The 21,131-nt window shown below is 73.6% G+C and carries 18 protein-coding genes; 11 read left to right on the forward strand and 7 right to left on the reverse strand.

Annotated features, from left to right (window positions below; genetic code table 11):
• The first annotated feature begins 60 nt into the window (after window positions 1-60).
• Window positions 61-1,185: a cupin domain-containing protein gene (locus PSED_RS06810; protein ID WP_013673515.1), complete on the forward strand. Its 1,125-nt coding sequence runs from the start codon at window positions 61-63 to the stop codon at window positions 1,183-1,185.
• Here the strand turns inward: PSED_RS06810 and PSED_RS06815 are convergent.
• Together PSED_RS06815 and PSED_RS06820 are read right to left on the reverse strand one after the other, a co-directional pair.
• Window positions 1,182-2,093: a LysR family transcriptional regulator gene (locus PSED_RS06815; protein WP_013673516.1), complete on the reverse strand. Its 912-nt coding sequence runs from the start codon at window positions 2,091-2,093 to the stop codon at window positions 1,182-1,184. The two genes, PSED_RS06810 and PSED_RS06815, sit on opposite strands and share 4 nt — an antisense overlap.
• A 42-nt stretch (window positions 2,094-2,135) precedes the next feature.
• Window positions 2,136-3,071 (reverse strand): SDR family oxidoreductase, encoded by a 936-nt coding sequence (locus PSED_RS06820; protein ID WP_013673517.1) that lies wholly within the window; start codon window positions 3,069-3,071, stop codon window positions 2,136-2,138.
• Window positions 3,072-3,147: 76 nt separating this feature from the next.
• Here PSED_RS06820 and PSED_RS06825 point away from each other — a divergent pair, with 76 nt between their 5' ends.
• The 8 genes from PSED_RS06825 to PSED_RS06860 all read left to right on the forward strand — a co-directional run bounded on the left by PSED_RS06825 (window position 3,148) and on the right by PSED_RS06860 (window position 12,515).
• Window positions 3,148-3,720, forward strand: a complete 573-nt coding sequence (locus PSED_RS06825) for a TetR family transcriptional regulator (protein WP_013673518.1) — start codon at window positions 3,148-3,150, stop codon at window positions 3,718-3,720.
• Between the two features lie 119 nt (window positions 3,721-3,839).
• Window positions 3,840-5,573: a gamma-glutamyltransferase family protein gene (locus PSED_RS06830; RefSeq protein ID WP_049803626.1), complete on the forward strand. Its 1,734-nt coding sequence runs from the start codon at window positions 3,840-3,842 to the stop codon at window positions 5,571-5,573.
• A gap of 82 nt (window positions 5,574-5,655) precedes the next feature.
• Window positions 5,656-6,444 carry a GntR family transcriptional regulator gene (locus PSED_RS06835; protein ID WP_013673520.1) on the forward strand — a complete coding sequence of 263 codons (789 nt, stop codon included), beginning with the start codon at window positions 5,656-5,658 and terminating at the stop codon, window positions 6,442-6,444.
• A gap of 145 nt (window positions 6,445-6,589) precedes the next feature.
• Complete coding sequence (locus PSED_RS06840; RefSeq protein WP_013673521.1) at window positions 6,590-8,311, forward strand: class I adenylate-forming enzyme family protein; 1,722 nt, start codon at window positions 6,590-6,592, stop codon at window positions 8,309-8,311.
• Window positions 8,308-9,237 (forward strand): enoyl-CoA hydratase-related protein, encoded by a 930-nt coding sequence (locus PSED_RS06845; protein WP_013673522.1) that lies wholly within the window; start codon window positions 8,308-8,310, stop codon window positions 9,235-9,237. The genes PSED_RS06840 and PSED_RS06845 overlap by 4 nt, the downstream gene beginning before the upstream one ends.
• Window positions 9,237-10,421: an acyl-CoA dehydrogenase family protein gene (locus PSED_RS06850; protein ID WP_013673523.1), complete on the forward strand. Its 1,185-nt coding sequence runs from the start codon at window positions 9,237-9,239 to the stop codon at window positions 10,419-10,421. Before PSED_RS06845 ends, PSED_RS06850 begins: the two co-directional genes overlap by 1 nt.
• Window positions 10,422-10,426: 5 nt before the next feature.
• Window positions 10,427-11,536 carry an acyl-CoA dehydrogenase family protein gene (locus tag PSED_RS06855; protein WP_013673524.1) on the forward strand — a complete coding sequence of 370 codons (1,110 nt, stop codon included), beginning with the start codon at window positions 10,427-10,429 and terminating at the stop codon, window positions 11,534-11,536.
• A 67-nt stretch (window positions 11,537-11,603) separates the two neighbouring features.
• Window positions 11,604-12,515 carry a cyclase family protein gene (locus PSED_RS06860; RefSeq protein WP_013673525.1) on the forward strand — a complete coding sequence of 304 codons (912 nt, stop codon included), beginning with the start codon at window positions 11,604-11,606 and terminating at the stop codon, window positions 12,513-12,515.
• 4 nt (window positions 12,516-12,519) lie between these two features.
• Here PSED_RS06860 and PSED_RS06865 read toward each other — a convergent pair whose 3' ends face one another.
• Entirely contained in the window at window positions 12,520-13,293 is a 774-nt protein-coding gene (locus tag PSED_RS06865; RefSeq protein WP_233899333.1) for a GntR family transcriptional regulator, read from the reverse strand.
• 122 nt (window positions 13,294-13,415) lie between these two features.
• Between PSED_RS06865 and PSED_RS06870 the strand changes: the two genes are divergently transcribed.
• Window positions 13,416-15,848, forward strand: coding sequence for a CaiB/BaiF CoA transferase family protein (locus tag PSED_RS06870; RefSeq protein ID WP_013673527.1), 2,433 nt, complete (start codon window positions 13,416-13,418; stop codon window positions 15,846-15,848).
• Window positions 15,841-16,896 (forward strand): MsnO8 family LLM class oxidoreductase, encoded by a 1,056-nt coding sequence (locus PSED_RS06875; protein WP_013673528.1) that lies wholly within the window; start codon window positions 15,841-15,843, stop codon window positions 16,894-16,896. The genes PSED_RS06870 and PSED_RS06875 overlap by 8 nt, the downstream gene beginning before the upstream one ends.
• Window positions 16,897-16,931: 35 nt before the next feature.
• Here PSED_RS06875 and PSED_RS06880 read toward each other — a convergent pair whose 3' ends face one another.
• From PSED_RS06880 to PSED_RS06895, 4 genes are read right to left on the reverse strand one after another with little or no spacing between them, the layout of a single operon-like run.
• Window positions 16,932-17,456 carry a hypothetical protein gene (locus PSED_RS06880; RefSeq protein ID WP_013673529.1) on the reverse strand — a complete coding sequence of 175 codons (525 nt, stop codon included), beginning with the start codon at window positions 17,454-17,456 and terminating at the stop codon, window positions 16,932-16,934.
• Window positions 17,453-19,303, reverse strand: a complete 1,851-nt coding sequence (locus tag PSED_RS06885; RefSeq protein ID WP_013673530.1) for a dipeptide ABC transporter ATP-binding protein — start codon at window positions 19,301-19,303, stop codon at window positions 17,453-17,455. Before PSED_RS06885 ends, PSED_RS06880 begins: the two co-directional genes overlap by 4 nt.
• Window positions 19,300-20,184 carry an ABC transporter permease gene (locus PSED_RS06890; protein ID WP_013673531.1) on the reverse strand — a complete coding sequence of 295 codons (885 nt, stop codon included), beginning with the start codon at window positions 20,182-20,184 and terminating at the stop codon, window positions 19,300-19,302. Before PSED_RS06890 ends, PSED_RS06885 begins: the two co-directional genes overlap by 4 nt.
• The gene (locus tag PSED_RS06895; protein WP_013673532.1) at window positions 20,181-21,122 is read right to left on the reverse strand and encodes an ABC transporter permease; all 942 of its coding nucleotides are present in this window, start codon (window positions 21,120-21,122) and stop codon (window positions 20,181-20,183) included. Before PSED_RS06895 ends, PSED_RS06890 begins: the two co-directional genes overlap by 4 nt.
• Window positions 21,123-21,131: the final 9 nt, after the last annotated feature.

Here is a 21,131-nt window from a genome sequence, read left to right on the forward strand (position 1 = left end):
GGCGGCGCGTCGCTCCCGGCGAGCTGCCGTGACGGTCAAGAACAAGGAGGGACAACCCGCATGACGACGTTCCAGAACCTCATGCTCGACGTCAGCGGCGCCGCCGCCCCGGCCCCGGCCCCCTGGCGCCCGATCAAGATCACCCGCGCGGAGATCGACGCCGAGATCGACCGGCTCTCGGCCGCCCCGGCCCCGGCCAACGGGCGCCGCGCCAGCCGCATCGTGCACCCGTCCGCCGTCGCGCCCGGTCTCGGCTTCGCCCCCGGCGTCTCGGTGACGATCGAGGTGCTCGATCCGGGGGAGCGGACCGCCCCGATGCGGGAGAACGCGCACCGCGTGGAGATCGGGATCCGCGGCAGCGGGCGGATCTCGGTGCAGGGCCGCGACGTCCGTGAGATCGACCTCGCCCGCCTCGACGTCGCGAACATCCCCGCCATGCAGGGGTTCGTCTTCCGCAACACCGGCGACGAGGTGTGGGCCCGGCTGTCGTACTCCAACGCCCCGCTGCTGGAGAAGCTCACCGCGCACTACGCCGAGGACCTGCCCGAGGGCTGGGAACCGCGCCGTCGAACAGCAGGGCCCCGCAGCACCGAGGCCCCGGCGGCGTACACCCGCGGGACCGCCCCCGACCACGCCATCGGCACCGACGGCGCCCGGCTGCGCGGCTACGAGTTCCTCGTGGACATCGAGGTCGTGGAGTCCCTGGCGCTGCACTGGCCGTGGGAGGAGGTCCGTCGTCACCTCTCGCGGACCGCGGGCGACGGCGGCCGCACCATCATGGCGCTCTACAACCCGGCCACCCGGCGCAGACAGGGCGCGACGCACAACTTCTTCGTCACCGCCTCCTACCTGCCGCCCGGGTCCGGGCAGCGCCCCCGCGGGCGCGGCCACAAGCACACCTCCGTCGCGATCAACTACCACTTCGCCGGCCACGGCGAGAGCGAGGTCGACGGCGAGACCCTCACGTGGGAGGAGGGCGACCTGCTGCTCTCCGCACCGTCCTGGCTCGAGCACGCGCACTACCAGGGCGCCGAGGGCCTGGGCGCCTTCACCGTGCAGGACCACCCGCTGCACATCGGCATGGAGTCGCTGGTGTGGCAGGAGGAGATGGACGGCCCCGTGCTGACCCTCGGCTCCGAGGACGGTCAGACCGGCTACGTCGGCCCGCGCGAGGCCGGGAGCTAGGAACGAGCCCGGCCCAGCTCGCGCAGGGCCTCGACGGCGGCTGCCTGCAGCGGGGAGAAGTACTTGGCCTCGCGGTGGTACAGGCCGATGCCCTCGACGAGGTGCGCGTCGCTGATCTCCACGGCGCGCACCCGTCCGGCCTCGACGTCCCTGCGGAGCATGTAGCCCATCGCGAGCGCGACCCAGCCGTTCGCGGAGACGGCCTCGATGATCGCCTCGGCGTGGCCGAGCCGGATCACCGGCGTCGGCAGCGCGGTGCCGTGGCGGCGCAGCTGGTCCTGGACCATGCGGTGGAACGAGACGCCGGAGGGCACGCCCACGAGCGGGAGGTCGTGCAGCTGCGCGAGGGTGATCGAGTCGCCGTCGGGCGGGCCGTGCGGGCTCGCGCACAGCACCATCGGCTCCTCCCACAGCTTCTCGCCGATCAGGTCCTCCGGCACCTCGCTGTCCACCCAGCTCGTCACCGCGAAGTCGATGGTGCCGCGCTGCGCGGCCCGCAGCGCGACCTCCGGCTCCCCGATCTGCACGGTGATGTCGGCGCCGGTGCGCTCGGCGCGCAGGGCGGTCATCACCGGCGGGAGCAGGTAGGTGCCGATCGCCATGCTCGCGGCCACGACCAGCGAGCCCGCCGTACCGGCGACGAGATCGTCGACGTCGCGCTGGACCTGGGCGCTGCTCGCCAGCACCTCCTTGGCCCAGCGGTACACCCGTTCCCCGGCCTCGGTGAGCACCAGCGACACCCCGGACCGCACCACCAGGGTGGCGCCGAGTGCCTTCTCCAGCGACCGCAGCTGACCGGACACGCTCGGCTGTGCCACCCGCAGCTGTTCCGCGGCCCGGGTCACCCCTCCGGCGTCGACGACCAGGCAGAACACGGACAGCCGCCGTAGCGTCACCCCGTCGTCCATGAGAGCGATCCTATGAGCCGGCCGATCCCGACCGGTGCTCGTTCAGGCGTAGTAGTGGCCGTCCTCGAGGTCGGCGACGAGGGTCGGGCCGGTCGGCTTCCAGTCCACCAGCGCGCAGGTGAGCTCCGCCGAGGCCGGGCCGTCGGTGCTCCAGAATCCACCGAGCCACCCGACGTGGTCGTGCACCTCGTCGGCGGTGACGGAGACGGCCGGAACGCCCAGGTGATCGGCGACGACCTCGGCCACCGCGCGGATCGGCACACCCTCCTCGCCGACGGCGTGCAGCACCGACCCCGCGGGTGCGGACTCGAGCGCGAGGCGGAACAGGCGCGCGGCGTCGTCGCGGTGCACGGCAGGCCATCGGTTGGCGCCGTCCCCGACATAGGCGGCGGCACCCTTCTCGCGGGCGAACCCGACCGCCGTGGCGATCAACCCGTTGTCACCGTTGCCGTGCGTGGCCGGAGGGAGGCGGACGACCGACGAGCGAACCCCGCGGTCGGCGAGGGCGAGCGCGTAGTGGGCGGTCGCGATCCGCCCGGCGCCACCACTGATCGGCGAGGTGCCGTCGCCGGTGTCCGGCACGAGACCGTCGCGTTCGGTGGCGACCACCCCGGGTGCGAGCCCGAGCACCCCGAGGATTCCGGAGGCGATGACGAGCGGGTTGCCGGTACCGGCGAGCACCTCGCCGAACACCTCGACGACCGCGCGGTCGGTCGCGCTCGCACCGGCGTAGTCGCCCGCGAAGGCGATGTCGTGCTTGAACCCGAGGTGGACGACGCCGTCGGCCGCCGCGGCGCCCTCGCGCAGGACGTCCAGATCATCGAGCGACCCCGCGAGCACCGCGGCGCCCGCGGCGCGCAGCGCGTCGGCCGCCGTGGTCGAGCGGGCCAGTCCGGTGACCTGGTGGCCGGCGGCGAGGAGGTCGGGGACGAGGCCGCGCCCCACCCAACCCGACCCGCCGGTGACGAACACGTGCATGGAACCCTCCGTACGTCGCGCGCTATTCTTTAAACGTTCGTACCAGAAATTTGCGACGACCGACAAGGAGGCGGTGATGGCAGGGCGGCCCGTCGATCATCGGCGGCGGCTCGAGCTGCTCGACGCGGTCGTCGACTACGCGGTCGAGAACGGCTTCTCGGAGCTGTCCTGGCGGCCCGTCGCGGCGGCACTGGACGTCTCGACGAACACGCTCGTGCACCACTTCGGGTCGAAGGAGCACCTGCTCGTCGCCATCCTCGGCCGGCTGCGGGAGCGCATCCTGGCGGCGACGGCCGAGCTGCTCGGTGCGCAGCACGACCTCGCGGCGGCCGCCCGGGCGGCGTGGGAGCAGACCTCGCAGCCGGCACGAGCCGCGGAGTTCCGGCTCTTCTTCGCGGTCTACGGGCGCGCGCTGCAGGCGCCGGAGCAGTTCGCCGACTTCCTCGACCGGGTGGTGGCCGACTGGATGGCCGCGCTCCGTGCCGCCCAGGGCCCGGACGTCGCCCCGGCCGTCGCGGACCGGGAGGCGACGTTGGTGATCGCGACGCTCCGTGGCCTGCTGCTCGACCTGCTCACCACCGGCGACCGGGCGCGGGTCGAGGGTGCGGCGGACCGGTTCCTCGCCACGCTCGCCCGTCCCGAGGACTGAGCCCGAGGACCGAGCCGCACATTGCATCCAATCTGGCGGTATTGCATGCTATCGACGTGCCTCCCTTCGCGCCGCCACCGGCCGACACGACCCGACCCACGCTGAGCGGTTCGTTCGGCATGGCGGCCTCGACCCACTGGTTGGCCAGCGGGACGGCGCAGTCGGTGCTGGAGCGCGGGGGCAACGCCTTCGACGCTGCGGTCGCCGCGGCCTTCGTCCTGCACGTGGTGGAGCCGCACCTGAACGGGCCCGGCGGCGACCTGGTCGCCCTCGTCGCCCCGGCCGACGGCGCCGTCCGCGTGGTCAACGGTCAGGGCCCCGCACCGGCGGGGGCGACGCCCGAGCACTTCCGGGAGCAGGGGCTCGACGAGGTCCCGGGCTCGGGGGCCCTGGCCGCGGCCGTCCCGGGTGCGGTGGTGGCGTGGTTGGAGGTCCTGCTCGAACACGGGACGTGGCCGCTGGCCGACGTCCTCGACTACGCCATCCACTACGCCGAACGCGGGTTCCCGGCCGCCCCGCAGCTCTGCGCGGTGATCGCCGCGATGACCCGGCACTTCGTCGACCACTGGCCGACGTCGGCCGCGCAGTGGCTGGTCGACGGTACGGCGCCGACGCCGGGGCAGACCTTGCGGAACCCGGCCTACGCGGCGACGTTGCGCCGCCTGGTGGCCGAGTCGACGCAGGCAGGGCCGTCGCGCACGGCGGGCATCCGGGAGGCCCTGCGGACCTGGCGGTCGGGATTCGTCGCCGCGGCGTTGGCCCGCTCCGTCGAGCGCCCGCACCGGCATTCGTCGGGCACCGACCACGCAGGGGTCCTCACCGCCGACGACCTCGCGGCGTACCGGCCCCGCTACGAGGTGCCGACGCGGCTGACGTTCCGCGGCGTGACCGTCGCGAAGCCCGGGTTCTGGTCCCAGGGCCCCGTCCTGCTGCAGACCCTCGCGATCCTCGACCAGTTCGACGACGCCCGCCTCGACCCGTCGACGGCGCTCGGCGCGCACACCGTCCTCGAGGCCCTCAAGCTCGCGCTGGCCGACCGCGACTGCTACTACGGCGACCACGACGACGCGGCCGGCCTCGCCGCGCTGTTGTCCCCGGACTACGCGCGGGAGCGGGCGGCGGCCATCACCGACAGCGCGTCGTCGGAGTACCGGCCGGGCCGGCCGCCCGGGCTGGAGCCGTGCCTGCCGCCGTTGCGGGAGAAGGAGTCCGTTCGCGGGTCGGAGGGGGTCGGCGAGCCGACGGTGTCGCGCACCGGCGTCACCCGCGGCGACACGTGCCACGTCGACGTGGTGGACCGGTGGGGCAACCTGGTGTCGGCCACCCCGTCGGGAGGGTGGCTGCAGTCCTCCCCGGCCGTCCCCGAGCTGGGGTTCTGCCTCGGGACCCGGCTGCAGATGACATGGCTGAGCCCGGACAGCCCGTCCGGGCTGCGGCCGGGTCGTCTGCCGCGCACCACGTTGAGCCCGACGATGCTCCTCGACGGCGACCGGCCCGTCGCGGCGCTCGGCACCCCCGGCGGTGACCAGCAGGACCAGTGGCAGCTGCTGTATCTCCTGCGCACCATCGTCGGCGGCTACCAGCCGCAGCAGGCGATCGACGCGCCGGCGTTCCACACCGTGGCCGCGGTGAGCAGCTTCTGGCCGCGGATCTGGACGCCCGGCGGCGCCGTCGTCGAACGGCGGCTGGGTGCCGACGTCATCGAGGAGCTGGTCCGGCGCGGACACCGCGTCACCGTCTCCGACGACTGGAGCCTCGGCAGGCTCTCCACGGTGACCCGGGACCCCGGCAGCGGGTCGCTGTCCGCGGCGGCGAACTCGCGCGGTGCGCAGGGGTACGCCGTCGGGCGCTGACGCGACGTGCATCCAGTTCGGTCCGACGGGGATGCAACCCTGTTACCGTCGGGCCGCCGTCCCCGAGCGAGCAGGGGTGCCCATGTCCGGCGACACCGCTGAGATCGACGCCGCGCGCGGTCGCGCGGGCGAGATCGACGCCGCCCGCGGTCGCGCGGGCGAGAACGACGCCGCCCGCGGTCGCGCGGGCGAGATCGTCGAGGCCCTGCAGCGTCGGATCCTGATGGGTGAGGTCCCTGTCGGTTCCTGGTTGCGCCACGAGGCGCTGGCCGCGGAGTTCGGCACCAGCCGGACGCCGGTACGCGAGGCGCTGCGCATCCTCGACGCGCAGGGCGTCGTCACGATCGTCCGCAACCGCGGAGCGCGGGTGGACGGGCACTCCGGCCGGGACCTGCGTGAGCTCGGCGAGGTCCGCGCCGAGCTGGAGGGGTTCGCGGCCCAGCTGGCCGCCGAGCGTATCGACGACGCCCAGCTCGAGCGCCTCCGCGGAGCCTGGCACGGTTTCCGCCGCGCGATCGAGGAGTTCGTGGACCTGCCCGCGGCCGAACGCACGGTGCGGACGGCGCCCGCGTGGGTCGAGGCGAACGGCCGTTTCCACGTGCTCGTCGCGGAGGCGTCGGGCAACCGGCAGCTCGCGCACACCATCGCCGACATCCACCGGCGGCTGCCGCAGAACATCTCCTTCGCCGCCTATGCGGGGCGGGTGCGGCTGCTGAGGCGCAACCTCGCCGAGCACGACGAGATCACCGACGCCATCGCCAGGGGCGACGGGGTGTCCGCGCGCGCCGCGATGACCGCGCACATCCGCAACGCCGTGGAGGCGACGAGCCGCTGGGCCGAGGACAACGGTCTCGTCCGCGAACGATACTGACGCGGTAAAATGGGATCCATACTTGACGATTTCGTATCCTGAAACGTAGGCTCGCTCAGGACCGGCGCGGGCGCCGTTCGGCGACGTGGGTGCGGTGCGTCGCGCCCGACGGTCTCCTCGGCAGCGCGGCGGAAGGAGTCGACGGGTGGACGAGAGCAGGCGCCGCGCCGAGATCGTCGCCGAGCTGACGGCGCCGGGCGGCGGCTTCGCCATCGGTACGGCGCGGGTGCGCGGCGTCGAGCTGCCGGTGTACACCGACGCACCCGCGAGCGTGCGCGACGTCCTCGTCGCGGCCGCGCACCCGCCGGACCGGCCCGCCGTCACGTTCGAGGACGTGACCCGGACGTGGGGCGAGCACACCGACCTGGTCGCCCGGTTCGCCACGCTCCTCGTCGAGCGGTACGGGATCGGCAAGGGCGACAGGGTCGCCATCGCGATGCGCAACTATCCCGAGTGGGTCGTCGTGTTCGCCGCGGCCGTCGCGGTCGGCGCCGTGTGCGTCCCGCTGAACGCGTGGTGGACCGGGTCGGAGCTGGTCGATGCCCTCGCCGACTGCGGGGCGGCCGTGCTGGTCGCCGACCGCGAGCGGACCGAGAGCGTGCAGCCGCAGCGCCACCGCCTGCCCGGCCTGCGTGCCGTGGTCGAGGTCCGGCCGGGGGAGGCCGTCCGCGGTGACGACGAGTGGGAGGCCCTGCTCGCCGGCGAACGCCGCCGGTTCGACCTCACCTCGGTCCCGATCGACCCCGACGACGACGTCACGATCCTCTACACGTCGGGCACGAGCGGGCGCCCGAAGGGGGCGGTCGCCACCAACCGCGCGCACGTCACGGTCCTGTCGAACCTGCGGCTGCACGCCGTGGTCGAGAGCCGGCTGGCGCAGTGGCGCGGCGAGCCGTTGCCGCCGCCGCCCGAGCAGCCGACGCTGCTCGTCCCGGGCCCGCTGTTCCACGTGGCCTACCTGCCCCGGCTGATCTCGTCCGCCGTCACGGGCGTGCACCTCGTGCTCATGCACCGGTGGGACGCCCGGCGGGCGGTCGAGCTGATCGAGCGCGAGGGGGTCGACACCCTCACGGCGGTCCCGACGGTCGCGCGTCAGCTGATGGACGAGATCGAGCGCTCCGGCGCGCAGCTGCCGTCCCTCCGGACACTGGGCACCGGCGGCGCGCAGTCCACGTCCGCGCTGATCGCGCGGATCGGGACGCTCCTCGGCGGCCGGGTCGGAACCGGCACCGGGTACGGGCTCACCGAGACCACCGGCGCCATGGTGATGATCGGCTCGCGCGACTACTTCCGCCGTCCGCTGTCGGTCGGGAGGCCCTTTCCCACGTCGCAGCTACGAGTGGTCGGGGCGGACGGGTGCGACGTCCCCGACGGGGAGGTCGGCGAGGCGTGGTTCAAGGGCGCCTCGCTCGCCCGCGGCTACTGGAACCACGACTCGACCGCGTTCACGGCCGACGGCTGGTTCCGCACCGGCGACCTCGTCCGCCGCGACGAGGAGGGTTTCGTGCACATCGTCGACCGGATCAAGGACGTCGTGATCCGGGGAGGCGAGAACGTCTACTGCGCGGAGGTCGAGGAGGTCCTCGCCGAGCACCCCGACGTGCAGGAGGCGGCCGTGGTCGGGGTCCCGGACCCGCTGCTCGGCGAGGAGGTCGCCGCGGTCGTACGGGTCGCGACCGGCGCCTCGGTCACCGCGGAGGACCTGCGTGACCACGCCCGGCGGCGGCTGGCGGCGTTCAAGGTCCCGACCCGGTTCGTCGTCGGTTCGGACGCGCTCCCGCGCAACGCCGCGGGCAAGGTCCTCAAACGCGAGCTGCGCACGCGCTTCGAACCGCTCACCGTCCTCTCCAGATCGGACCACACGTGACCACGACCGAGCAGTCGACCGAACCCGCGTCCGTCGGCGCGCCCTACCGGGAGATCCTCTACTCCACGGCCGACCGGATCGCGACCATCACCCTCAACGTGCCGGACAAGCGCAACCGGCTGAGCTACCTGATGCGCCGCGAGATCCTGCACGCGTTGCGCACGGCCGAGCAGGACGACGACGTCACCGTCGTGCTGATCCGGGCCAACGGCCCGTCGTTCTGCGCGGGGTACGACCTGTCGTCCGGACCGAAGACCAGCGCCCGACCCGCCGAGGGGGCGCGCTACTACCGCGACGACGGGATCCGGCCGGAGCGCTGGGTCAGCGCGGCGGAGTTCGACGACTGGACCGACCAGTGGGCGCGCAGCTGCGTGCGGGACTGGTACACGATCTGGGACCTGCTCAAGCCGGTCGTCGCCATGGTCCACGGCCACTGCGTCGCCGGCGGAACGGAGCTGATGTCGATGTGCGACATCGCCTTCGTCGCCGACGACGCCGTCATCGGGTACCCGCCGATGCGCGGGATGACCACGCCGGACGTGCCGTACTTCCCCTGGAAGATGAGCATGGCCCAGGCCAAGTACCTCCAGTTGACCGGGAACTCGGTGACGGGCGCGGAGGCGGCCCGGATGGGGTGGGTCGTGAAGTCCTTCCCCGCCGACAGCCTCGACGCGGAGACGCAGCGGGAGCTGCGGGCGATCTCGTCGATCGCACCAGGTCTGCTCGCGGCCAACAAGCACTCGGTGAACCAGGCCTACGAGATCCAGGGCATGAAGACCCACTTCGACCAGTCGTGGTCGTGGCACGCGTTGAGCGGCAACCTCCGTCCCGGCGCCCGGGCCTTCCGCGAGAAGCTCGACGAGGGCGGGCTGCGCGCCGCGCTCGACTGGCGCGACGGTGCCTTCCGCGCGGAGGGGTTCGCCTGATGACGGCCGAGCTCGACCTCGTCGTCACGACGACCGAGGACCTGCTGCGCTCCCACCCGCCCGCGCGGACGCCGCGGCGGGACTTCCTCGCCGCCCAGTTCGACGCGGGGCTCGCCTGGGTCCACTTCCCGGTCGGGTCGGGCGGGCTGGGGGTGGCGCCGCCGCTGCAGCGCGAGGTCACCCTGCGGCTGGCCGACGCCGGGGCGCCCGACGGCGCCGAGTTCAACCGGCTCGGCTACTCGATGGGCGCGCCGACGCTGGCGGCGTGGGGTACCCGGGCGCAGCAGGAGCGCTACCTGCGCCCGCTGTTCGTCGGCGACGAGCGCTGGTGCCAGCTGTTCTCGGAACCCGGTGCGGGCTCGGACCTCGCGGGGCTGAGCACCCGGGCGGTCCGCGACGGCGACGCCTGGGTCGTCAACGGGCAGAAGGTCTGGAGCTCGCTGGCGACGATCTCCCAGGTGGGCATGCTGATCGCCCGGACGGACCCGGAGCAGCCCAAGCATCGAGGCCTGACCTACTTCCTCGTCGACATGGACGCGCCGGGGGTGGAGGTCCGCCCGCTGCGGCAGCTGACCGGCGAGGCCGAGTTCAACGAGGTGTACCTGACCGACGTGCGGGTCCCGGACTCCGCGCGCGTCGGCGAGGTGTCCGACGGGTGGCGCGTCGCGATGACCACGCTCATGGAGGAGCGGGTCCTGTTCAACCGGGAACGGACCGAGAGGACGCCGGCCGACCTGGCCCTCGAGCTGTACCGCACGCGGCCGGACCCGGGCCCGGAGCTGCGGACCCGGATGATCGACCTCTGGGTCCGGGCGCGGGTCCAGCGGCTGAACAGCCGGCGGGCGGCGGCCAACCGGACAGCCGGGATCCCGGGCCCGGAGGGCTCGATCGGCAAGCTCGTCTACGCCGAGCTCAACCAGGACGCGCTGGAGCTCTGCCTGGACCTCCTGGGGGACGAGAGCATGCTCTACGACTCCTACGAGATGTCCGCCTACACCGAGGAGTCGCTGACGCGGCGCGCCGAGCAGGACGTCCGACGGCTGTTCCTGCGTTCGCGGGCCTACTCGATCGAGGGCGGCACGTCCGAGATCATGCGCAACATCCTCGCCGAACGGGTTCTCGGCCTGCCGCCGGAACCGCGCACCGACAAGAACGTTCCCTTCTCCCGAATCCCGCGGGGTTGATCCGGATGAGCACGAACGACGCCCGCGACGAGCTGCGCCGAGTCGTCCGGCAGTTCCTGGAACGCCGCTCGACCGAGAGCGACGTCCGCCGGCTGATGGAGGACGAGGCCGGGTACGACCCCGCGGTCTGGACGACGATGGCCGACCAGCTGGGCCTGCAGGCGATGGCGATCCCCGAGGAGCTCGGCGGCGCCGGGTTCGGGTACCAGGAACTGTGCGTGGTCTTCGAGGAGATGGGCCGTGCGCTGCTCCCGTCCCCGTTCTTCGCGACGGTGGGCCTCGCGGCGACGGCCCTGCTCGAGTGCGGCGACCAGGAGGCGATGAAGCGCCACCTGCCCGCGATCGCGTCGGGTGAGCTCGTCGCGACGCTCGCGGTCGGTGAGGAGCGGGGCGGCTGGGACGAGTCGGCCGTCGACATGCGCGCGCAGCCGTCCGGGTCCGGCTGGACCCTGTCCGGGGTGAAGCGCTTCGTCCCGGACGCGCACGTGAGCGGCCTCCTGCTGGTCGTCGCCCGCACCGCCGAGGGCCTGTCGCTGTTCGCGGTGGACCCGCACTCGGCCGGGTGCAGGGTCGAGGTCGAGCTCACCCTCGACCTGACCCGCAAGCTCTCCCGGGTCCGCCTGGACGCGACGCCCGCGGTCCTCGTCGGGCGCGCCGGGCAGGCCTGGGACGGGGTGCGCCGGGCGCTGCGGTTCGCCGCGGTCGCGCTGGCCTGCGAGCAGGTCGGCGGCGCCCGGCGGGTGCTCGACATGACGCTCGACCACGTCACGGTGCGCCACCAGTTCGGCCGTCCGGTCGGGTCGTTCCAGGCGGTCAAGCACAAGCTGGCCGACATGCTCGTCGACATCGAGTCGGCGCGCTCGGCGGCGTACGACGCGGCCCGGGCCGTCGCCGAGCGCGACGCCGACGTCGAGCTCGCAGCGTCGGTGGCCAAGGCGGTCTGCTCCGACACCTACACGCGGGCGGCCGCGACGGCGATCCAGCTGCACGGCGGCATCGGGTTCACCTGGGAGCACGCGGCGCAGCTCTACTACAAGCGCGCCAAGAGCAGCGAGTTCCTCCTGGGCACCCCCGGCCACCACCGGGACCTCGTCGGCCGGGCGCTCGGGATCTGACCCGGCGGGTCCACCCGACGTAACGGGACCGTCCCGGTCCCGAGGAAACGAACCTGGAGTCATCGCGATGGAGAGCTTCCGTGAGATCGGGGCCCGGCTCAGCAACTGGAACCGCTGGGGACCCGACGACGAGCGGGGCACGGTCAACCACATCACGCCCGAGGCCGTCGTCGCCGCGGCGCGGCTGGTGCGCACCGGCCGCGTGTTCGACCTGGGAATCCCGTTCGCGTCGGACGGGCCGCAGCCCGGCGGGGCGCGGATCAACCCGGTGCACCTGATGCGGGACACCGGCGCGAACCAGGACTTCCCCGGCGGGTTCCACTTCGCCGACGACTACATCTTCATGCCGCTGCAGTGCGCCTCGCAATGGGACAGCCTGGCCCACGTCTTCTACGACGGCCTGCTCTACAACGGCTACCCGGCCTCCGAGGTCGGGCCCCGCGGTGCCGGCAGGCTCGCGATCGACAAGCTAGGCAAGGGCATCACCGGCCGGGGCGTGCTGCTCGACGTCGCCCGCCTGAAGGGCGTGGAGTGGCTGGAGCGCGGCTACGTGATCACCCCCGCCGATCTCGACGAGGCGGCCGCGCGCCAGGGCGTCACGGTGGGCCGGGGCGACATCCTGCTGATCCGGACGGGCTGGCGCCGTGTCTTCACCACGACCGGTGACTCGCGACGGTTCATGGACGGCGAGCCCGGGATCGGCCTGCAGTGCGCGGAGTGGCTGTACGAGCGGGAGGTCGCCGCGCTGTGTTCGGACAACTGGGCGATCGAGGCGCTCCCCGGCGAGCCCGACGAGAAGTTCGCGGTGCACTGCGTGCTGATCCGCGACATGGGCATGCCGCTGGGGGAGATCCTCGACTTCGAGGAGCTCGCCGAGGACTGCGCCGCCGACGGGGTCTACGAGTTCTTCTTCAGCGGGCCGCCGATCAAGTTCGCCAACGCCGTCGGCTCGCCGGTCAACCCGCTCGCGGTCAAGTGAGACGTCACCGCCGCCGGGCGGGGGTGGCCTCCTGGCCGATCTCGTCGACGGTGCGGACGAGCAGCTCGCTGGCGCGTTTGGCGTGCTCACGCAGCAGGGTGCCGGCGGTCGCCCCGTCGCCGCGGGTGAGGGCGTCGAGGATCGCGGCGTGTTCGGCCGCGTCCCGCTCGAGCCGCCGGACGTCGGAGCCGAGGGCGATCCAGGTCAGGTTCCGGGGCACCTTGCGGTGCAGGCTCTCGACGACGTCGGCGAGCAGCTTGTTCCCGCTGGCCTCGATGATGACCGAGTGGAACTCGGTGTTGGCCTCGTGCCAGCGCCGTTGCACCGCGGCGGGGTCGCTGTCGGCCGCCCTGAGCTCGTCGACGGCCTGACGGAACATCGCCTCGGCCCGGCTCAGCCGGTCGAGCTGCCCGGAGGTGATCAGCTCGGCGGCGGCCGTACCCGCGTGGGCCTGCAGCACGCCGTGCAGCTCGTAGACCTCCATGATGTCGCGGGTCGACGGCAGGCGTACCCGCGCGCCCCGGTTCGCGATCATCTCCACCGTGCCGACGGCCTGGAGCTGCCGCAACGCCTCGCGGACGGGCATGCGGCTCACGCCGAGCTCGGTGGCCAGGTGCTCCTGACGCAGCCACGTCCCGGCCGGGATCTCCCCGGTGCTGATCCGTTCCTGGAGCACCTCGACGAGCGAGTCGACCAGGTCGCGGTCGCCGCGCCCACGAGGTCGAGGTTCGGTGCCGGTCTGCGGGTCGGCATCCTGCGCGGTCGCCCGGGCCATCATGGATCCAGCTTACGGCCCACCCTCTGTGATGCCGGCCGTCCGGTCGGCGTGTCGGGATGAGGGTCCCGATGAAATGGATCCAGTATTGAAGTTCAGGGATCCGAAAAGGTACTGTCGATGTCATGACGGACATGTCACCGCTCGACGACGTGACGGTTGTCGACCTGTCGAGCGGGGTCGCCGGTGCGTACTGCACCCACCTGCTGGCCGGGGCGGGCGCCGTCGTCGTCAGGGCGGAGCCACCCGAGGGGCACCCGCTGCGTCGCCGGTCGGCCTCGGGCATCGTGTCCCCCGACGGCGAGGACGGCGCGCTCTTCCGGTTCCTGGCCGGGTCGACGCAGAGTGTGGTCGCCGACCCCGAGCGGCCCGCGGACGTCGCACTCGTGCTCGATGTCCTCGCCCGCGCCGACGCGGTGGTCTGGGATCCGGACTCGCGGCTGGCGGCGGTGCCGGCCCTGCAGCCGGCCGCGCTGCACGAGCGGTTCCCGGCGCTCGACGTCCTCGCCCTCACCGCCTTCGGGCTCGACGGTCCGTGGGCGGGCAGGGCGGCCACCGAGTTCACCCTGCAGGCCTGGTCGGGCGCCATCGGCTGGCGCGGGCTGCCCGGCCGGCCGCCGGTCAGCGTCGGCGGCCGGGTGGGGGAGTGGATGGCCGGCACGTTCGCGGCGACCGGGCTGCTCGCCTCGCGGCGCAGGCGCGCGAGCGACCACGGTGGCCAGATCCTCGACACGTCGATCTTCGAGGCGGTCGCGCTGAGCCTGACCAACATGCACCCCGTCACCTACTTCGCCGAGGCGGGCCGGCCGCGTGATCCGGCGCCGATGTCGCTGCTGCCCGGGATCCACGCCACGAAGGACGGCTGGGTCGGCTTCATGACCGGCACCGGCCAGCAGTGGCTGGACTTCTGTGTGCTCGTCGAACGGTTCGACTGGCTCGACGACGAGACGCTCATCGCGCAGGGGGAGCGGGAACGCCGTCGCGACGAGCTGACCGCCCACATCGACGCCTGGGCCGCGGCGCGGACCACCGCGGAGATCCTCGAGCTGGCCGCGGCGCTGCGGGTCCCCGCCGCGCCCGTGGGCAACGGGGCGACGATCTCGGCGATCGACCACTTCGCCGACCAGGAGATGCTCGTCGAGGCCCCAGAGGGTGGCGTCGTCCAACCGGCCACGCCCTACCGTCTGCACGGCAAGGCGAGCCTGCCGGCACCCGGCCGGGCCCCGGCCCTCGGTGAGCACACCGCGGAATGGGCTCGGCGGGTCGCCGACGGGCCGCGGCCGAGCGCCGGGCCGACGTCCGGGCCCGGCGGCCGGCTCCCCTTCGACGACCTGCGGGTCGTGGAGCTGACGGCGTTCTGGGCGGGCCCGTCGGCCGCGCAGTTCCTCGGGATGCACGGGGCCGAGGTCATCAAGGTCGAGTCGCCGGCCCGGCCGGACGGGATGCGCGCGCTGAGCCTGCGCGCCGTCGACGAGGAACAGTGGTGGGAGTACGCCCCGCTGTTCCACGCGACCAACACCGGCAAGCTCGGCCTCGGGCTGCGCCTGGACCGCCCGCGCGGGCTGGAGCTGCTGGTCGACCTGCTCGACACCAGCGACGTGCTGATCGAGAACTTCAGCCCGCGGGTGCTCGACTCGTGGGAGCTGAGCCCGGAGCTGCTCCACCAGACCAACCCGGGGCTGATCTTCGTGCGGATGCCGGCCTTCGGGCTGACGGGACCGTGGCGGGACCGGACCGGGTTCGCCCAGACCATGGAGCAGGCGTCCGGGATGGCGTGGGTGACGGGGTTCCCGGACGGGGCACCACAGGTCCCGAGCGGGGTCTGCGACCCGCTGGCGGGCGCGCACGCCGCGTTCGCGCTGCAGGTCGCCCTCGCCGTCCGGGACCGTACCGGCGAAGGCATGCTCGTCGAGGTCCCGATGGTGGCGAGCGCCCTCAACGTGGCCGCCGAGCAGGTCATCGAGTACACGGCCTACGGCGTGCTGGCGCAGCGGCAGGGGAACCGGTCGCCGTCCGCCGCGCCGCAGAACCTCTACCGCACGGCGGACCCCGACGACGGGCTCGGCGGCCCGCTCGTGGCGATCTCGGTCGAGACCGACGACCAGTGGACCGCGCTCGTCGACGCGCTCGGCCGACCCGGGTGGGCACAGGCGTCCGAGCTGGCGGGGTTCGCCGGCCGGAAGGCGCGCGAGGACGAGCTCGACGCCCGGCTCGGGGCGTGGTGCGCGCAGCGCTCCGCCGACGAGATCGTCGCGGCGCTGTGGACGGCCGGGGTGCCGGTCGCCCGGGTGGCCATGCCGCACGAACCCGATCACACCCAGTTCGCCCATCGCGGGTTCTTCGAGACCGTCGAGCATCCCGTCGAAGGGTCGACGATCGTCGCCGGCTCACCGGTCCGGTTCACGCGGGACCGCTACCCGGTCCACCGTCGCCGCGCCCCGATGCTGGGCGAGCACAACGCGTACGTCGTCACCGAGCTGCTCGGGATGACCGCGGACGAGTACGACGACCTGGAGGCGAACCACGTGATCGGGACGGGGCTGCGCCTCGATGGGTGAGGAACACGCCGTCGCGGCGGAGACCGGTCCGATGCGGTACTCGGTGGTCGAGCTGGCTCCTGTCGCTCCCGGCGGGACGAGGACCGCGGCGCTGCGCAGGGCGCTGGCCGCCGCGGTCGAGGCCGAGCAGCTCGGATACGACCGGATCTGGTACGCCGAGCACCACCACACCGTGGGCTACGCATCCGCGGACCCGGTGCCGCTCATCGCCGCGGCGGTGGGGCGCACCGACCGGATCCGGGTCGGGTCCGGCGCGGTGCTGCTCAACCACCACAGCGCGTTCACCGTCACCGAGCGGTTCATGATGCTCCAGTCGATGGCGCCCGGCCGCGTCGATCTCGGCCTCGGGCGCTCCAGCGCCGGCCCGGTCGTCGACCAGGCCCTGCGCCGCGACCGCGGGTCCCGGCCCGTCGACGACTTCCCCGCCCAGGTCCAGGAGGTCCTCGGCCACGTGCATCGCGCGTTCCCGCAGGGCCACCGCTTCGCGACCCTCGACCTGACGCGCGCGGTCGACGGCGTGCCCGAGGTGTGGCTGCTCGGCTCCTCCGTGGCGAGTGCCCGGCTCGCCGCGCGGCTCGGCATCGGCTACGTCTTCGGCGCCCACATCGACCCCGCGACCACGCAGGCGGCTCTCGACCAGTACCGCGCCGGCTTCGTCGGCACGCCGTTCGGGAGCGGCGCCCCCCGCGCGATCCTCGCGCTCCACCTCGCCGCCGCCGACGACGAGGACCTGGCGCACCGGCTGACGTGGCCCGCCCGCGCGCTGCGGGCGGGCGGCCGGGACCGCCCGATCCCGACGGTGGCGCAGGCGGCGGCGGAGCTGGGTTCCGACGAGCGGGCACGGCCGAGCTCGATCCGGGGTGCGGTCATCCCGCCGCAGGTCGCCGGGACGGCCGAGGCGTTGCGCGAGCAGCTCGAGCCGCTGGTCCGCGCGCTCGGGGTGACCGAGGTGATGGTCCAGGACATGATCAACGACGAGGAGCTGCGCAGCAGGTCGCGCGAGATCGTCGCCAAGGTGCTCGGGTCGATCGACGCCCCCGCGTCCTGAGGGCCGGCGGGCGCCCGCCCGCCGCCCCTCAGGCGTCAGGCCTGGTCCAGCTCGGCCGCGGCGAACCCGCCGCCCTCGTACGGGTTGCCCGTCGCACGCAGGTAGCGCTGCCACTCGGCGGCGTCGTGGCGCACGAGGTAACGCACCACCAGGCCGTCCTCCAGGGTGTAGGTCGCCTCGCTGTGCAGGTGGAGCGGACCGTCCGGCAGGGTGCCGGTGATCGTGTAGTCCGCCACGACGGTGTCCGCGGTGCGCGCCGTGGCGGTCCCGGCGATGTCGATGTCCGGGATCCGCCGGCGCAGGAACGCGCCGTAGTTGCCGTTCCCGGCGACCCCGCCGTGGTCCAGCTCGCTGTACTCGTGCTGGTCGGCCGGCTGCTCGAAGGTCGCCATGGCGAGCTGGATGACCTGCGCGAACAGCGTCTTGTGCACGCTCGCGTACATCTCGAAGCCGCTCCGCAGCGACGTCCGGATGCGGGCGGCCATCTCCTCGGCGGTCTCGGGGGTGTTCATGGCCTCGGACGTCCACCGGGGAGCGTCCGCGGTCGGCCGGTTCGTCATGTCGGTCGTCCTTCGGGTACGGAGGTGGGGCCGGTGCGGACGGGTGTCCGCCCGGTCGCCGGGTCGGCGGAGACCGCGGCGAGGAGCTCACGGGTGTAGGCGTGCCGGGGCGTGTGCAGGACGTCGCCGACCGGGCCCTCCTCGACGATCGCGCCGTCCTTCATGACGAGCACGCGCTCGCACATCCGGTTGATGACGCCGAGGTCGTGCGAGATGAACAGCAGCGCCACGCCGAGGTCGCGCCGCAGGGTGTCGAAGAGGTCGAGGATCTGCGCCTGGATCGAGACGTCGAGCGCCGACACCGGTTCGTCGCACACGAGGATCTCCGGTTCGGGACCGAGCGCGCGGGCGATCGCGACGCGCTGGCGCTGCCCGCCGGACAGCTGAGGCCCACGCCGGTCGAGGATCGTCGCGTCGAGTCCCACGCGGTGCAGCAGTTCGACGACGCGCGACCGGTGGGCCGCCGCCCCGCGCCGGCTCGGCTGCCCGAGGCCCTCCCCGATGATCCGCTCGACGGTGAACCGGGGGTCGAAGGAGCTGAGCGGGTCCTGCTGGATCAGCTGGATGCGGGAGCGGTGCGGCCGTCGGTCGGGCTCGCGCAGCTCCGACCACGACGCGCCGTCGAGGAGCACGCGGCCGTCGTCGGGCCCGAGCATGCCGAGCGCGATCTGCGCGATGGTCGACTTGCCGGAACCGGACTCGCCGACGAGACCGAGCGCCTCGCCTGCCCGCAGCGAGAACGAGACGCCGTCGACGGCCCGCCGCCGGCCGCCGCCGGGCACCCGGAACCGCTTGGACACCCCGTCGACCTCGAGCACCACCCGGCGACCCGACGTGGTGGTCCCGACGGTGCGGGGCGCCGGCGTCGGCAGCGGCTCGGCGGCATCCGCGTGCCAGCAGCGGGCGAGCGACGGGCCGTCGCCCGTGGCGCGCAGGGCGGGCAGCTCCCCGTGACACCGGGCGTCGGCCAGGGCGCAGCGGCTGCGGTACGGGCACCCCGGTCCGGTCGTCGGCGGCGCGAGCCGCGCGATCTGCGTCGGAGCCGGACCCCGGGGGTCGAGGGTCGGGGCCGCGGCCAGCAGGGCGCGCGTGTACGGGTGGACGGGCTCGTGCAGGACCTGCGCGGCCGGGCCCTCCTCGACGACCAGCCCCGCGTACATCACGGCGACGTGGTCGGCCATGCGCGCGACGACTGTCAGGTCGTGGCTGATCAGCAGCACCGCCGTCCCGGCGTCGCGCATGTCGGCCAGCAGGTCGAGCACCTGCGCCTGGATCGTGACGTCGAGCGCCGTGGTGGGCTCGTCGGCGACGACGAGCGACGGCCCCGCCGCGATCGCCGATGCGATGAGCGCACGCTGGCGCAGGCCGCCGGAGAGCTCGTGCGGGTACTGCCGGGCGCGCTGCGCCGGGTCGGGGATGCCGACGTCGCCCAGCAGGGACCGGACCCGTTCGGCGCGCTCGCGGCGTCCGAGATCGGCGTGGACGTCGAGCGGTTCGGCGACCTCGTCCTCGATCCGCCGCAGCGGGTCCAGCGAGGTCAGGGCGTCCTGGAGGACGAAGCCGATCCGGGCTCCGCGCAGCCGCCGCCACCGCCGCTCGCCGAGGGAGAGCAGCGAGCGGCCCTCGAAGGTCATCGTGGTGGCGTCGACGGTCGCGTTCGACCCGGCGAGACCGATCAACGCCCGAGCCGTCACGCTCTTGCCCGAGCCGGACTCGCCGACGACCGCGAGGCACCGTCCGGCCTCGACGGCCAGGCTCACCCCGCGGACGGCGTCGACCGGGCCGTGGCGCGTCGTGAAGCGGACCCGGAGGTCGCGCACGGACAGGAGTGCGTCCGGGGGAGTCATCGCTCGGTCCGCCCCTCGAAGCGCAGCCGCAGCTCCCGGCCGAGCACGCTGATGCTGATGACGGTCAGCGCGATCGCGAGGCCGGGGAAGACTGCGGGGGCCCACGCGTCCTGGAGGTGGTCGCGGGCGTCGGAGAGCAGCGATCCCCACTCCGATGACGAGGCCTGCGGGCCGAGGCCGAGGAAGCTCAGCGACGCCCCCGCGATGATCGACTGGCCGACGTTCATGGTGGCGAGCACCAGCATGGGCGGCAGGACGTTCGGCACGATGTGGCGGCCGACGACGCCGCGCCTGCGGACACCGAGTGCCGTCGCGGCCTGCACGTAGCCGGCGTGCTTCACGACCTGGGTCTGCACGCGCACCACCCGTGCGAACCCGGGCGCGAGCGAGACCGCGATGGCCACCGCGACGCTCGGGCCGCCGGCGCCGAGCACGGCGACGACCAGCAGCGCCATGAGCGTGGTCGGGACGGCCATGAAGATGTCGGCGACGCGCATCGTCGCCTCGTCGACGAGCCGGCCGCCGAGTCCCGCCGCCAGCCCCCACGCGATGCCGACGAGCGCGGCGAGCGCGGTGGCCCCGAAGCCGAGTGCGAGTGAGGCGCGGGCGCCGTGGACGACCCGTGCCCACGTGTCGCGGCCGAGCTGGTCGGTACCGAGGAGATGGCCGGGGGCCGGGTCGCGGAACGCGTTCACCGGGTCGATCGCGGCCGGGTCGCCGGCGAAGGCATCCGGAAACGCGGCGAGCAGACACACCGCGAGGAAGAACGCGAGGGCGAGTGCCGGCCCGAGCCACGGCGTCCGCCGGAGAGCGCGGGCGGCGGGGAGCTCGGTGACCGGCGGGAGGCCCGCCGGGGGCTCGCCGTGCAGCACCGTGGTCATTCGGGGACACCTCGGAGTCGGGGATCGACGACGCGGGTCAGCGCGTCGAGCGCGGTGTTGATCACGACGAAGACGACGGTGGCGACGAGGACGACGCCCGTCACGACGGGAAGGTCGCGACCGTTCACCGCGGTCACCGCGACCTGCCCGATGCCGGCGCGGGCGAAGACCGTCTCGATCACGACGACGCCGCCCAACAGCGTCCCGAGCGTCCAGCCGGACAGCGTGAGCACCGGTAGCAGGGCGTGTCGGAGGGCGTGGCGCAGCCGGAGCCGGGTCGCGGTCGCCCCACGCGCCAGCACCGTGGTGGCGAACGGCTGCTCGAGCGCACGTTGCAGCCCGTCGCGCATCACGAGCGCGAGCGTCCCGGTGATCGGCAGGGCCAGCGTCAGCCACGGCAGAACGAGCGACGCGACGCCCTCGTTGCCGAACACCGGGAACCACCCGAGGCGGAACGAGAACACGGTCAGCAGCAGGATCCCGACCCAGAAGCTCGGCGTCGACACGAACAGCAGCTCGAGCGTCGAGAACAGCGACTCGGCGCGTGGGCGACCCGCGGTGCCGACGGCCAGCACGAGCGCCAGCCCGAAACCGAGGACCGCCGCCCCGAGCGCCAACGCGACGGTGGGACCGAGCTGGTCGACGATCACGGTCGTCACCCGCTGGTTCAGCTGATAGGACATGCCGAGGTCCCCTCGGGCCAGCTGGCCGAGGAACCGCCCGTACTGGACGATCAGCGGCTCGTGGAAACCGTACTGCTCGTTGATCCGGGCGAGGATCTGCTCCGACGAGCCGCTGACGGCCCCGCCCCCGCCCGCGATGATGCGGGCGGGGTCGCCGCTCAACAGGTGCAGGCCGATGAACGACAGGGTGGCGGCGCCCCAGATCACGAGGACGCCGAGCCCCGCCCGGCGCAGCCACCACCGTGTCGTGACCATGGCCTGCTG

The organism is Pseudonocardia benzenivorans CB1190, assembly GCF_000196675.2.
GTDB classification, from domain to species: domain Bacteria; phylum Actinomycetota; class Actinomycetes; order Mycobacteriales; family Pseudonocardiaceae; genus Pseudonocardia; species Pseudonocardia benzenivorans.